The following is a 13,617-nucleotide window of genomic DNA, read 5'->3' on the forward strand; positions in this document are numbered from 1 at the left end:
CGTATATCAGGCATTCGCCGCCAAACGCCGCTCCTCTTCCGGCAGCCAGGACCGGTAGAGCGGATGGTCGGACGTGATCGGCATCGGCGTCGGCTGGCCGGTACGCTGCGAATAGTAGGCGGCGGTCACTAACTCCAACGAATTGCGAGCATCCTGCAGAGTAACTGGCGGGTCCTTGTCGTCCATGAGTGCCTGGTGGAATAGCTCGAACTGGCGAGTATAGCCGTCTTCTTTCGGCTCGTAACCGGCAAGCACCTCATCCACCCGCTTCTGATGTTCTTCCGTTCCTGCCGTAAAGGTCCAGGGGTCACGGCCCATGGTGTAAGGCTCCAGAATGCTTTCGGCGACCAGATCGTGGAAGCAGAAACGCAGTCTGGAGATTTCCTTGCGCGAACCGAGCGTCATCGACAGCGTCGCAAGCGATCCGTTCTGCATCTTAACGGCAAGCGCCATCGTATCCTCGACCTCGATCTTGTTGACCAGGGTCTCGCCGTAGGAGAACACTTCGGCGCAGGCGCCGTGGACGTAGTTCAGCATGTCATGCGCATGGATGGCATGTCCAAGCAGGCCGCCACCGAGTTCCGTCGCCCATTTGCCGCGCCAGGGAACTTCGTAATAGGCTGGGCCACGCCACCAATGCGTCTCGATCGTGGTCATGAACGGACGACCGGCCAGGCCGCGCTCGATCAGCAATTTCAGCTTCTGCAGGCCACTGCCGTAACGATACTGGAAGATCGGCATCAGTTTCTTGCCAGAACGAGCAACGATGCGGCTCATCTCATCAACATCGGCGATGGAGCCGAAGAGCGGCTTCTCGCAGATCACGTGCTTGCCCGATTCAATAGCCCGCTTGCAGAGGTCGAAATGCGAATCCGGCGGTGTCGATACGTCGATGATATCGAGATCGTTACGGGCGAAGAGCTCTTCGGCATTCTGCGTATATTGCGGAATGCCATGCTTCTCGCACAGCTCGCGGCCGCGATCGGCATCGAGAGAGCAAAGTACCGGAACCTCAAAAAGGTCCTTGTTCCAGTCGTAGCCGATCAGATGGCGGGCGGCGATACCCGCACCGATGACGCCGACACGCAATTTCTTCGTCATAATATGTTCCTTCCTTACCGACCGCCGAGCTTGACGGCCTTGGTCTGTGCTTCGAGCGAGAGGCGGCAGACCTCGTAGACATGGTCCTGCGTCATGGCGGTTTCGCTGCGGTCACGCACGTCGGCGGCGAAGGCATCGAAATAGTCGAGCTTCTCGCCGCTGCAGTCGATATGCGTCATCTCCCTGCCGTTGACGAGGAAGAGATGATCCTTGCCGGGACGGCCGGCGATATCGATATATTTGCGCAGCTCGATATAACCCTCGGTGCCGAGGATGGTCAGGCGTCCGTCGCCCCAGGTGGGCAGCGCTTCCGGCGTGAACCAGTCGACACGGACATAACCGCTTGCCTTGTCTGAGCGCAGCAGCACTTCGCCGAAATCCTGGAAATCAGGCTTTTCCGGCATGCCAAAATTACCAACAGAGCTTGCGACCACTTCGCCGGTCGTCGACCCGGTATAGAACAGGAACTGGTCGACCTGATGCGAGGCGATATCGACGATGATGCCGCCGAAGGCTTCCGGATCGAAGAACCAGTCCGGCCGTGTCGGCAGCTGCAGCCGGTGCGGCCCGGTGCCGAGCGTCTGGATGACCTTGCCGATCGCCCCCTCCTTGACCAGCTTACCCGCCTTGACGGCGGAGCGCACACAATGGCGCTCGGAAAAGCAGATGGAGAAGATCCTGCCGGTCTCGGCAACGGTACGCTTGACCTCTTCGAGCTGGGCGAAGGTCGTCACACCCGGCTTGTCGGTCATCACATCCTTGCCGGCCTTCATGGCGCGGATGGCAAGGCCGGCGCGGTCACGCGGGATCGCGGCAATGCAGATGACGTCGATCGAGGGATCGGCGAAGATCTTTTCACGGTCGATCTGCGGCGCATCCGGATAGGTCTTTTCGAAATTTTCGCGGATCGCCGGCACTGATGTCTGCGGGCAATAGCCGACGAATTCGGCGCCGGCTGCCAACAATCCCTTCACATGATCGAAAGTGTGCCCATGATCGATTCCGACGACGGCAAATCTTAGCATCGCACTCAAGCCCTCCTTGGCTTCGATGACGGCACTCCCAGCCGCTGAAACTGGTTAGACCAGATAACCAAAAATAAGGCCTGTCAAGACTCACTTTCCAAGAATCTTGTGCGACAAATTGTACAAACATCTGATTTTATAGGATAAAAAAATTTACTCAAAAAACCAGGTTGACAATCTGGTAAGACCAGACAAGGTTTTACGTGAGATCGCTGGATGGGCGGGAGGCCCGCGGCTTGATCTCCGGAGGAACAAGATATGACATTTACCCGCATTGGCTTGCGGGCAGCGTCGGCGCTGCTCGCGGTCACGGCGCTGACGGGTATTGCCCAGGCGCAGGAAATCACAGTTTATTGCGACGACATCGGCTTTGGCTGTGTTACGATGGCGCCGATTGCCAAACGTTTCGAGGCAGAAAATCCCGGCACGACCATCAAGCTCGAGACGGTAAGCTACCAGACGATCGTCGAAAGCTTGCCGGTGCAGCTTGAATCCGGCGAGGGTCCCGACGCGGCGATCATCACCGACCTCGGTGGCCTGAGCCGCTATTATCTCGACCTTACGCCTTATGTGAACGTCGCCTCGTTCGAAAAGGAATATGGGCAGGTCCTGCAATGGCTGCGCGGCGCCGATCCCAGCAGCAAGGCGATCAACGGAATGCCGACCTCGCTGACCGTCAACGGCGCTTATGTGAACCTTGCTCTCTTCGAGCAGGCAGGTGTGCCGGTTCCGAAGGAAGGGGCAACCTGGGCAGAATGGGCTGAGGCGACACGCAAGGTCTCCAAAGCTACCGGCACTGATTTTTCCATGGAGATGGACCGCTCCGGTCACCGCTTTGCGAGCCTTGCGATCAGCTACGGCGCAGAACTCGTCGATGACAAGGGCCAACCGGTGATCGACAAGGGCCTGAAGGATGCCATCGAGCAATTCGTCGCCTGGCACAAGGATGGCACGATGCCCATGGATCTGTGGGGCGCCGTCGGCGGCGCAACGCACCGCGAGCTCTTCTCGGACTTCCTGAACGCCAAAACCGTCTTTTATTTCGGCGGCTCCTGGACCCTGAGCCAGATGGACAAGGAAGTCGGCGATCTCTTCGACTGGGAAGTGGTGCCGGCGCCTTGCGGCCCCTCCTCCTGCACGGTCATGCCGGGCGGCGGCGCTCTCGTCGGCTTCAAACATACGAAGAACCCTGAGCTTGTCGGCAAGTTCATCGACTATGTCGCCCAGACGAAAAACAATGCCGAAATCATCGCTGCCTCAGTGGAGATCCCATCGAGCAAGTCGTTGATCGAGGGCGGCGTGACCTATCCCGGCGCTTCCGAGCGTACGCAACAATCGCTATCGACCTTCATCGCCCAGATTCCGAAGATGGCACCAGCTGCCTATCGGTTCCAGGGCTGGCGCTATCAACGTGCCATGATGAATGCGATGACGACGCGTATCAGCCAGGTTCTGAATGGCGAGCTCGATGTCGATACCGCGCTCGATCGGATCAAGCAGGACGTCGACCTCGCCATCAAGGCCGCCGGCAGCAAATAAGACCGAGCGGGAGGAGCAGGATATGGGCTTCAGAAGCCAGACAGCGGAAGTGGCAGGCGGCATTATCGTCCTGCCGGCGCGCATCATCGAGCCGGTCATGACGGGATTGCAAAAATTCTTGGGCATCAAGCGAATGCCCTGGGTCTTCCTGCTGCCCAACCTTCTGGCGGTGCTTCTGTTCTCACTCCTCCCGGTCGTCGTCAACGTTTTCTATTCATTTACCGGAAGCGACCGGCTGTATCCGTCTGAACGGCCCTTCGTCGGCACAAGCAATTATGCGACGCTCTTCGACTGCGGCAATTATTTCGATGCGTCGAGCTGTGCCAGCGACCTCTTCTGGCGTGCTGTCGGAAATAGCCTGATCTTTGTGCCGGTCCAGGTCATTTGCATGATCGGCGTCGCACTGCTTGCCGCTGTCTGCCTTAACCGCGAGATCAAGGGACGCGGCTTCTTTCGCGCGGTCTTCTTCTTCCCGGTCATGCTGTCGCCCGTTGTCGTCGCGCTGACCTGGCAGTGGATTCTGCAGCGCAATGGCGCACTGAACGGCATCCTGATGACGATCGGTCTCGAACCCGTCAACTGGCTGGTCTTTCCGAATACGGCGTTCTTCTGGTCCGTGTTCGTGACGGTCTGGGCGCATATGGGCTTCTACACGATCATCCTGCTTGCCGGACTGCAATCCATTCCGAAGGATGTCTACGAAGCCGCAAAGATGGATTCCGCCACCAACTGGCGTGCCTTCACCCGCATCACACTGCCATTGCTGAAACCCGTTCTGCTCGTCGTCTTCGTACTCTGCGTCATTCGGTCGGTTCAGACGTTCGACGAGCTCTATGTGCTCACCGGCGGCGGGCCTGGTTCGGCGACCATGCTGATCGTCCAGTATATATACGAGGTCGGCTTTGCCGTTCAGCCGCGCAATTTCGGTCTTGCCGCCGCCGCGTCGATCCTGCTCGGCATCGTTCTCCTTATCTTCACGGCTCTCCAGCTCCGCTTGTCGAGGAATTCGCAGAATGGCTGATGTCGCGCTCAACAAACACGAAACATCCGTGCGCGGTCTGCTGACGGCGCGGCGCGGGCGCAGGAGAATGGACTTCAGCGACGTGCTGACCTACGGCTTCCTTGTGCTCGGATTGCTGATCATGTTCACGCCGGTCGCCTGGCTGGTACTCTCCTCCTTCAAGACGCAGGCGAACCTGCAGGAATTCCCGCCGAGCATCCTGCCTTATTCCAGCGAGACAGCCATTGTCGAAGGTTTCGATCAGCCGCTGCCTCTCTACGATGTAACGTTGAAGGACGGCTCCAGGCATCGCCTGGCGCAAATCCGCCGCGTCGGTCGCAACGCGCAGATGATCGATCCAATCAATCCGCAGGCCGGCCGCGTGACCGTTTCCGTGAGCGACGCGGTGGCAGTGCGCAAGGTCAGGCTTGCAACCGAGAACTATACGGGACTTGTCGCCAATTCCGGCGGCGCGATCAGCGGCTACGTCTACAACAGCCTCTTCATTACCGTCGTGGCGACAGTCATCACCCTCGTCATGAATTCCATGGCCGCCTTCGCGCTCTCGAAGTACCGTTTCAAGGGCAGCAACATCGCGCTCGTCTCCATCCTGTCGACGATCATGATCCCGGCAACTGTCGTGCTGGTGCCGACCTATCTGATCGTCGCCGAGCTTGGCCTCGTCGGCAATCTCTGGGGCGTGATCCTGCCGACGGTCGCCACACCGACCGGCGTCTTCCTGCTGCGGCAATATATGCTGACCATTCCCGACGAGCTGATCGAAGCGGCACGCATGGACCATGCCAGCGAATGGCGCATCTTTTGGCGCATCATCCTGCCGCTTTCCTCGCCGGCGCTGGCGGTCGTGGCGATCTTTTCGATTCTGTCGCGCTGGAACGACTTCCTGCTGCCGCTGATCGTGCTCAACCGGCGCGAAGTCTACACGCTGCAGCTCGCGCTCAGCTCTTTCCAGAGCGAATACGAGGTCCGCTACGACCTGCTGCTGGCGATGACGACGCTGACGGCGCTGCCTCTGGCCTGCGCCTTCATCTTCCTGCAGCGCTACATCACCACAGGCATTGCATCCACAGGCATCAAGTGAGCTTCATCCATGGCCAATCTCGTGCTTGAAAACATCAATAAATCCTTCGGCGCCCTGGAGGTGATCCCCAAGATCAACCTCGACATCGAGGATGGCGAATTCGTCGTCTTCGTCGGACCGTCTGGCCGTGGAAAGTCGACCTTGCTCCGCATGATCGCCGGTCTGGAAGAGGCAAGCGCCGGCGACATCCTTATCGATGGCGAGAGCGTCATCGATACGCCCGCCGCGGACCGCGGGGTTGCCATGGTGTTCCAGTCCTATGCGCTCTATCCGCATATGACGGTACGCCAGAACCTTAGCTTCGGGCTGGAAAATATCGGCATGCCGAAGGATGAGATCGCCCGGCGGGTCGATGCGGCAGGCAAGATGCTGCAGATCGACACGCTGCTCGAACGCCGGCCGCGCCAACTCTCAGGCGGTCAGCGCCAGCGTGTCGCCATCGGCCGCGCCATTACCCGCGACCCGAAGATCTTCCTCTTCGACGAGCCGCTTTCCAATCTCGATGCCGAACTGCGCGTGCTGATGCGAGTCGAGATCACCAAGCTTCACGAGCGGCTCGGCAACACGATGATCTACGTTACCCATGACCAGGTCGAGGCCATGACGATGGCTGACAAGATCGTCGTTCTGCGCCGTGGTGTGATTGAGCAGGTCGGTGCGCCGCTCGATCTCTATAACCGGCCCCGCAATACTTTCGTGGCGGGCTTCATCGGCTCGCCCCGCATGAACCTCATCGAGGGCACGGCCCCAGCTTCGGATGGGAATGCCTTGACCTTTACCGGAGAGGGCCTGCCATCCCTTACCCTGCCCACAGGCGTCAAGCTGCCCGCCGGCGCGAAGGTGACGCTCGGCATACGTCCGGAGGATTTTTCGGTCGACGAACAGGGCAAGGGTTGGCCGGTAACGATCAGCGTTGCCGAACAACATGGTGCCAATAGCTACCTGCATTGCACGCTGCCAAATGGCGAGCCGCTCCTGCTACATCAGCAGGGCCAGAGCCGGGTCCAGCGCGGCGACACGCTGACGATCGTTCCCCGCCCCGATCATTGGCATCTCTTCGATGCGGATGGCCTGCGTATCGACACCTGACGGAAACGACGGCAGAGCCGGCAACAGCCACGAGGAACCCCATGAAGCATAGCTGGCGCTGGTTTGGCCCCAACGACTTGACCCGCATCGACGACATCGTCCAGACCGGGGCGACCGGCATCGTCTCGGCCTTGCATCATGTGCCGGACGGCGATCTCTGGACGCCGCAGGAAATTGCAAGGCGCCAGCAACAGATCGCCAACCGCAGTGATGGAACACCCTCGGGCCTGACATGGGACGTCGTCGAAAGCCTTCCTGTGTCGGAGGCGATCAAGAAACAGAAGGGCGAATGGCGCACCCATATCGCCAACTACAAGCAAAGCCTGGAAAACCTGGCCGCGGCCGGAATCTCGACCATCTGCTATAATTTCATGCCGGTAATCGACTGGACACGGACCGATCTGCGCTGGAAGGTTGGCCATGGCGGCACAACGATGCGTTATGACGCCGCCGATTTCGCGATCTTCGATATCTTCCTGCTGCAACGTCCTGGCGCGGATCGTGAATTCGCCGAGGAAATTGTCGAAGCGGCCGGAGAACGCTTCGCAACCATGGACAATGCGCGCAAGACATCGATCGCCGCCGCCGTCATGGCCGGCCTGCCCGGAGCCGCTGACAGTCTGTCACTCGATAAGGTGCGCCAGCATCTTGCCGAATATGGTGCGATCTCACCGGATCGACTGCGCGCCAATCTCATCGATTTCCTCTCAGAGGTCACGCCGGTCGCAAGCCGGCTCGGCCTGCGCCTCTGCTGCCATCCGGACGATCCGCCGTTTCCGCTGATGGGCCTGCCGCGGATCATGTCGACGGAGGACGACTATCGCCGCATCATCGAAGCCGTCGATGACCCGGCAAACGGCATCACGCTATGCTCAGGCGCTCTCGGCGCCCGCTCCGACAATGATCTGCCGGGCATGATGCAACGCCTCGGCCACCGCGTGCACTTCCTGCATCTGCGGAACGTCCTGCGCGAGAGCGACATTGCCGGCGGCTCCTTCCACGAGAGCGAGCACCTCGGCGGCAGCGTCGACATGGTCGCTCTGATCGGCGCGATCGTGAATGAGGAGGCCAGCCGGCGCGATCGGGGCCGAGCCGACCACCAGATCCCGATGCGGCCGGATCACGGTCAGGAGATTTTAGATGACATCGGTCGCGGCGGACAGCCTGGCTATCCCCTGATCGGGAGGATGAAAGGGCTTGCCGAATTGCGAGGTGTCGAAAGAGCGCTGACAGCCGCCTACCGCTCTTATGGCGCCTTGCCTTCGCTCTGATCTCTTCTCATGGAGCAACTATCACCATAAAGCCAGGGAGTTGATCGGACATGACTATTTGTCCGTTTCCCCCGATTGCTTCGTAGCTGCCCGCAGCACGCCCTTCTGCAAATCCGCCTCGTCGGCAAGAATGGCCGCTGCCTCGTTCAGCAACACGTCTTTTGCTTTCTTGCGTGCATTTTCAATGGCGATATCAGCACTCAGGCTGCGCTCGTTTGACTCCAGGCCATCATCTCCAGCAGGACCTTCGCCATCGCCTAACTCGGCTCGAGACTTCCGTCGATTTTCTCGAGCAGTCGCTTCTTTGCGGCGTTCGGCTTCATTGAGAGAGATAATCCCCTTCTCACGCTGCGCCTTCAGGTCGGAAATGTCTTTCAGGAGACCTTGGAAGTCCGGATCGCTTCCAACCCGCGCATCGTGGCGGCTTTGCAATGCCGGAAGCAACCCCGTGACCGTGTCGGCGGGCGTGTAGTTCGCGGGCTTGATCTGCGCCCACGGCAGGGCATTGTCATAACTGGTCTCGCCAAAGCTCGTCGGATCGGAAAGTCCAGGCAAGCTGATATCGGGCGTTACACCGCGCAGCTGCGTGGTACCGCCGTTGACCCGGAAAAACTGGGCAATCGTCACTTTCAGCTCCCCGAACTCGGGTTTGCTGTTGCGAACCATCTGATCAAGATCGACGACGGTCTGAACCGTGCCCTTCCCGAAACTGGGTTCCCCGATGATCACGCCTCGACCGTAGTCTTGGATTGCCGCAGCAAAAATCTCTGAAGCCGATGCAGATCCGCGATTGATCAGGACACCCATCGGGCCTGTCCAGACAGGCGCTGCAAAATCAGCGCTTCTGACCGCGACCTTGCCATCGCTACCGCGCTGCTGAACGACCGGGCCATTGCCGATGAACAGACCGGTCAAATCAATCGCCTCGTCCAATGAACCGCCGCCATTGTTGCGCACGTCAATGAGAACGCTGTCGACCTTTTCTTGCTTCAGTTCGTCGAGAAGCTTGGCGACATCGCGGCTTGCACTTTTGTAGTCCTTGTCTCCCTTGTGCCGGGCCTCAAAATCCTCGTAGAATGTCGGCAGAGTAATCACCCCGATTTTGCGTGTGACGTCGCCCACGTTCACGGACAATACGGCCTTCCTGGCAGCCTGCTTTTCGAGACTGATTTTATCGCGCACAAGGCTGACAACGCGATGTGCGCCATCTGCTCCGGCATCCGCCGGCAGGATGTCCAGGCGCACGACGGACCCTTTTTTCCCGCGTATCAATTGCACGACTTCATCTAGGCGCGTGCCTACCACTTCTTTTATTGCACCATCCTTGCCTTGACCAACGCCGGTAATGCGGTCTCCGACCGAGAGCTTGCCGGACAGCTGGGCCGGACCGCCAGGCACGAGTTCACGGATCGTCGTATAGTCGTCGCGCTCCTGCAGTACCGCACCGATACCGACCAGCGAAAGCTTCATCGCGATGTCGAAGTCGGCCGAAGCGGTCGCGCCGAAATAGTCTGTGTGCGGGTCGATCGACGTTGCATAGGCTTCCATGAACGACTGGAAAACGTCCTCGCTCTTATACTGGTAGGCGCGCTCGAGAGCGTTTGCGTAACGTTTGTCGAGCGTATCGCGAATAGCAGCGTCGGTTTTGCCGGCGAGTTTCAACGGCAGCCAGTCGCTTTTGACGCGCTTGCGCCAAAGCTCATTGCTCTCGGCTTCCGACTGCGGCCAGGGCTCTTTGTCGCGCAGCACGGAATAATTTTCCTGCACGCCGAAATCGAAGTCCTGCTTAAGCAAATTGCGCGCGTAGTTCATGCGGTCGACAATACGCTGTTCATATGCGTTGAAGATCGCAAACGGGATTTTCAAATCCCGCCGTTCGACGGCATCGTCGATCTCGCTGCGGTCAGACATGAACCTGTCGATGTCCGCCTGCAAGAAGAGCACGTGGTCCGGATCCAGTGATTTGATAAACCGATCCATGATCTTGGCCGACAAAGCGTCGTCGAGTGGAACGGGCCTGTAGCTGTATCGCGTGAGAAGTTGTGCACTCAACTGCGCGGCTTGCGCCTGTTGCTTCAGCGGCGCCAAAACAGGCGGCGATGCGACTTCAGCATAGGCGGACTGCGCGAGTGCAAGAAATGCACCAAGAAAAACGTATGGTATGCGCATTCAGCTTCGATCCAATTCTCAAGGCCTGTTGTCGATGTGCGATCTAGGCGGGTAATTATGGTTTTTTGGCAACCAAATGGTAAACGGCATCCTTTGCAAGGCCGCGAAAAACCATCCAGCAGGGTCCGTCGGGAGACAATGACGCCTATTCGGGGCTTCAACATAGCACCGCGCGAAACGCACGGGAAAGCGAGAATTCGCCTCACACGAGGTCGTGACGAGTGCCGCCGCGCGATCTTCAGCCTGGCGGTCCGCAGGGAAGCGTCAGTCCATTTCGTATTTGATATACTGAGCATTGGTGCTTTAGCGCGGCTTGTTGCAACGTTGCGGGGCTTTTATATGGATCAAAAGCGAAATCCGGTGACCGAAGGACCTCGTCAGCGGCCTTTCCGGTGAAAGGGTGGGCGGCAGGCAAGCCTGGGAGCGAAATGACGATCACGTTCGAAGTCTTCTCCGACCACTGGGCGCATCTTGGCGAGAGCCCGGTCTGGTCGGAGACTGAAAATTGCATCTGGTGGGTTGATACCGATGGCCGCAAGCTGCTGCGCACCGACCCGGCAACCGGCAAGACCTCGGCATGGGACGCACCCGAAGCAGTCGGCTGCATCGCGTTGCGGACGGATGGAACGTTGCTTGCAGGCCTTGCGACCGGCATTTTCCTCTTTGATCCGCGGACAGGCCTGTTCAAGCGCGTCTGCGCGCCGGAAAGCCGCCCGGATGTCCGCTTCAACGATGGTACGCTCGATCCCGCCGGCCGGCTCTGGGCCGGCACGATGCAGCGGCAGATGGCAGCGCCAGCCGGAGCGATCTTCTGTATCGAGCCCGATTTTAGCCACCGCCGGGTCTTCGAAGATTTCTGGACGCCGAATGGTCTGGCCTTCGATCCGATACGGCAGAGAATGTATTTTTCCGATTCCCATCCATCGGTACAAACCATCTGGGCCTGCGACTACGATCTCGCCACCGGCACGCCGTCCAACCGGCGGCTCTTTGCGACAACACATGCCTTTGCAGGACGGCCCGATGGCGCCTTTGTCGACGACGGCGGCGTCTACTGGATTGCCGGTGTCGGCGGCTCGCAGCTGCTGCGCTTTGCGCCAACGGGTGAGCCTCTTGAGCCGGTGGAGCTACCGGTAACCCATCCGACTAAGCTCGTGATGAACCGGACAATACCGCGCACCGTCTTCGTCACCACGCGACGCATGGCCGATCCGGATCAGAGCGACGCCTCCGGCCATCTCCTGCGCTGCGTGCTTTCTTGAGTCTGCTCTTAGCGCTGGACGAAATCGGGATATTGTTCGCGGATGAGATCGAGGATCGACAGCGTACCGGACAGGTGTTTGCGCATGGCCGCAACCGCCCTTTTCAAACGCGGCCTGCGCGCGACCAGCGAAGCGCCACGCGAGAGGTTCGCGGAATGGCGAAAGAAGAAAAATCGCTAAGTTTGGTGAGAGGGGCAGTTCTGCCCCTCCTTTCACTCCTTGACCGCCCCGGTCATCGACGAGACGTAATAGTCTACGAAGAACGAGTAGAGGATGACGACGGGCAGCGAGCCGAATAGAGCTCCCGCCATCAGCGCCCCCCATTCAAACACGTCGCCACGCACCAACTCCGTCAGCACGCCAACGGGGATCGTCTTGTTCTCCGACGACTGGATGAAGGTTAGAGCGTAGATGAACTCGTTCCACGACAGGGTGAAGGCGAAGATACCGGCCGAGATCAGGCCAGGCACTGCCAATGGCAGGATGATCTTCGTCAGGATCTGCCAGCGATTGGCGCCATCCACCAGTGCGCTTTCCTCCAGCTCGAACGGGATCGAGCGGAAGTAGCCCATCAGAAGCCAGGTGCAGAAGGGAATGAGGAAAGTCGGATAGGTGAAGATCAGTGCGAGCCGCGTGTCATAGATCCCGAGCTTGAAGACGATGAAAGCAAGCGGGATGAACAGGATCGATGGCGGCACGAGATAGGCAAGGAAGATGACGAGGCCGATGGAACGGGAGGCGGTGAAGCGCACGCGCTCTATCGCATAGGCACCCAAAACCGACGCCACAAGCGACAGGAAGGTCGAGCAGACTGCGACCAGGATCGTGTTCCACATCCAGCCCGGATAGGACGTTTCAAGGAACAGATATTTGATATGTGCAAGCGTCGGCCCGACCACCCAGAACGGGCTGTAATTAGTGTAGTCGGTCAGTTGCTCGTTGGGCTTCACCGCGGTGATCGCCATCCAATAGAAGGGAAAGAGCAGCACGAAGACAAAAACCGCCATTGGCAGGTAGAGCATCACAACCCGCCGCGGCAGACGGTTCAGATAGCTCATGCCTTCGGCATTGTCGGTCAGGACGGCATTTGCGGTGTTGGAATTGGTCGACATATCTTTCTCCCTAGTCCTGGCCACCCTGCTGCCATTTGCGGCGCTGCAGGCCGAAGAAACTGAACATGATCGCGCCGAGCAGGAACGGGATCATGGCGACGGCGATCGCGGCACCCTCGCCGAGCTGGCCGCCGGGAATACCGCGCTGAAAGGACAATGTTGCCATCAGATGCGTGGCGTTGACCGGCCCGCCCTTGGTCAGCACGTAGATGAGTTGGAAATCCGTGAAGGTGAAGAGCACTGAGAAGGTCATCACGACGGCGATGATCGGCGTCAGCATCGGAAGCGTCACATAGCGGAAACGCTGCCAACTGGTCGCCCCGTCTAGCGAGGCAGCCTCCTGTAGAGATGCCGGAATGGTCTGCAAGCCGGCAAGCAGCGAGATCGCCACGAAGGGAATACCACGCCAGACATTAGCGATAATGACGGAAATGCGCGCATTGGTGGGATCGCCAAGGAAGTTGATCGGCGCGTCAATCAGGCCAAGCTGCATTAGCGACCAGGAAATGATCGAGAACTGGGAATCATAGATCCACCAGAAGGCCAGGCCGGACAAAACGGTTGGTACGACCCAGGGCAGAAGCACGATCGCCCGGAAGAAGCTCTTGAACGGCAGATGCTGGTTCAGAAGCAGCGCCAGCCAGAGGCCAAGCACGAACTTCAATATCGAAGCGACGAACGTGTAGAGGACGGTGTTGAAGACCGACAGCCAGAAAACGTCGTCGTCCATCAGGTACTGGTAGTTCTCCAGCCCGATGAAGATGCCGTCGCGGCCGATGCGCGTATCGGTGAAGCCGAGCCAGACGCCGAGCCCCAGCGGATAGGTCAGGAAGCAGACCAGGAAGACCGCCGCCGGCAGCATGAACAGGAAGCCGAGCACGTTGTTGTTCTGCAGGAGCGAGGATGTCGGTCCGCGCGTATCTCCGGAATTCACCGTCGACATTGCT

General features: G+C 59.2%; 11 protein-coding genes. 6 read left to right on the top strand and 5 right to left on the bottom strand.

Going from position 1 to position 13,617, the window contains the following annotated elements; genetic code table 11:
- Positions 1-6 precede the first annotated feature (6 nt).
- Complete coding sequence (locus H4W29_RS23840) at positions 7-1,101, bottom strand: Gfo/Idh/MocA family protein (RefSeq protein ID WP_192731333.1); 1,095 nt, start codon at positions 1,099-1,101, stop codon at positions 7-9.
- A gap of 14 nt (positions 1,102-1,115) precedes the next feature.
- Positions 1,116-2,126 (bottom strand): Gfo/Idh/MocA family protein, encoded by a 1,011-nt coding sequence (locus H4W29_RS23845; protein WP_192731334.1) that lies wholly within the window; start codon positions 2,124-2,126, stop codon positions 1,116-1,118.
- A gap of 258 nt (positions 2,127-2,384) precedes the next feature.
- Here H4W29_RS23845 and H4W29_RS23850 point away from each other — a divergent pair, with 258 nt between their 5' ends.
- From H4W29_RS23850 to uxuA, 5 genes are read left to right on the top strand one after another with little or no spacing between them, the layout of a single operon-like run.
- Complete coding sequence (locus H4W29_RS23850) at positions 2,385-3,665, top strand: ABC transporter substrate-binding protein (RefSeq protein ID WP_246517427.1); 1,281 nt, start codon at positions 2,385-2,387, stop codon at positions 3,663-3,665.
- Positions 3,666-3,687: 22 nt separating this feature from the next.
- Complete coding sequence (locus H4W29_RS23855; protein WP_210332356.1) at positions 3,688-4,686, top strand: carbohydrate ABC transporter permease; 999 nt, start codon at positions 3,688-3,690, stop codon at positions 4,684-4,686.
- Positions 4,679-5,767: a carbohydrate ABC transporter permease gene (locus H4W29_RS23860; protein WP_192731335.1), complete on the top strand. Its 1,089-nt coding sequence runs from the start codon at positions 4,679-4,681 to the stop codon at positions 5,765-5,767. The genes H4W29_RS23855 and H4W29_RS23860 overlap by 8 nt, the downstream gene beginning before the upstream one ends.
- A gap of 9 nt (positions 5,768-5,776) precedes the next feature.
- Positions 5,777-6,856 (top strand): ABC transporter ATP-binding protein, encoded by a 1,080-nt coding sequence (locus tag H4W29_RS23865; protein ID WP_192731336.1) that lies wholly within the window; start codon positions 5,777-5,779, stop codon positions 6,854-6,856.
- Between the two features lie 41 nt (positions 6,857-6,897).
- The gene (gene uxuA, locus H4W29_RS23870; RefSeq protein ID WP_192731337.1) at positions 6,898-8,127 is read left to right on the top strand and encodes a mannonate dehydratase; all 1,230 of its coding nucleotides are present in this window, start codon (positions 6,898-6,900) and stop codon (positions 8,125-8,127) included.
- 54 nt (positions 8,128-8,181) lie between these two features.
- Here uxuA and H4W29_RS23875 read toward each other — a convergent pair whose 3' ends face one another.
- The gene (locus tag H4W29_RS23875) at positions 8,182-10,296 is read right to left on the bottom strand and encodes a carboxy terminal-processing peptidase (RefSeq protein ID WP_192731338.1); all 2,115 of its coding nucleotides are present in this window, start codon (positions 10,294-10,296) and stop codon (positions 8,182-8,184) included.
- Positions 10,297-10,724: 428 nt separating this feature from the next.
- Between H4W29_RS23875 and H4W29_RS23880 the strand changes: the two genes are divergently transcribed.
- Entirely contained in the window at positions 10,725-11,558 is an 834-nt protein-coding gene (locus H4W29_RS23880) for an SMP-30/gluconolactonase/LRE family protein (RefSeq protein WP_192731339.1), read from the top strand.
- A gap of 212 nt (positions 11,559-11,770) precedes the next feature.
- On the opposite strand, the gene H4W29_RS23890 is transcribed toward H4W29_RS23880, so the two are convergent.
- Complete coding sequence (locus H4W29_RS23890) at positions 11,771-12,670, bottom strand: carbohydrate ABC transporter permease (protein WP_192731340.1); 900 nt, start codon at positions 12,668-12,670, stop codon at positions 11,771-11,773.
- Positions 12,671-12,680: 10 nt separating this feature from the next.
- A complete protein-coding gene (locus H4W29_RS23895; protein WP_192731341.1) occupies positions 12,681-13,613 on the bottom strand; it encodes a carbohydrate ABC transporter permease in 933 nt (310 codons plus the stop codon).
- Positions 13,614-13,617: the final 4 nt, after the last annotated feature.

It is taken from the genome of Rhizobium viscosum, from assembly GCF_014873945.1.
Lineage (GTDB): Bacteria > Pseudomonadota > Alphaproteobacteria > Rhizobiales > Rhizobiaceae > Rhizobium > Rhizobium viscosum.

Coding starts and splice junctions, on each gene's coding strand:
- H4W29_RS23840 (WP_192731333.1), bottom strand. CDS start 1,101: ATGACGAAGAAATTGCGTGTCGGCGTCATCGGTGCGGGTATCGCCGCC.
- H4W29_RS23855 (WP_210332356.1), top strand. CDS start 3,688: ATGGGCTTCAGAAGCCAGACAGCGGAAGTGGCAGGCGGCATTATCGTC.
- H4W29_RS23895 (WP_192731341.1), bottom strand. CDS start 13,613: ATGTCGACGGTGAATTCCGGAGATACGCGCGGACCGACATCCTCGCTC.
- H4W29_RS23860 (WP_192731335.1), top strand. CDS start 4,679: ATGGCTGATGTCGCGCTCAACAAACACGAAACATCCGTGCGCGGTCTG.
- uxuA (WP_192731337.1), top strand. CDS start 6,898: ATGAAGCATAGCTGGCGCTGGTTTGGCCCCAACGACTTGACCCGCATC.
- H4W29_RS23845 (WP_192731334.1), bottom strand. CDS start 2,126: ATGCTAAGATTTGCCGTCGTCGGAATCGATCATGGGCACACTTTCGAT.
- H4W29_RS23865 (WP_192731336.1), top strand. CDS start 5,777: ATGGCCAATCTCGTGCTTGAAAACATCAATAAATCCTTCGGCGCCCTG.
- H4W29_RS23880 (WP_192731339.1), top strand. CDS start 10,725: ATGACGATCACGTTCGAAGTCTTCTCCGACCACTGGGCGCATCTTGGC.
- H4W29_RS23890 (WP_192731340.1), bottom strand. CDS start 12,670: ATGTCGACCAATTCCAACACCGCAAATGCCGTCCTGACCGACAATGCC.
- H4W29_RS23875 (WP_192731338.1), bottom strand. CDS start 10,296: ATGCGCATACCATACGTTTTTCTTGGTGCATTTCTTGCACTCGCGCAG.
- H4W29_RS23850 (WP_246517427.1), top strand. CDS start 2,385: ATGACATTTACCCGCATTGGCTTGCGGGCAGCGTCGGCGCTGCTCGCG.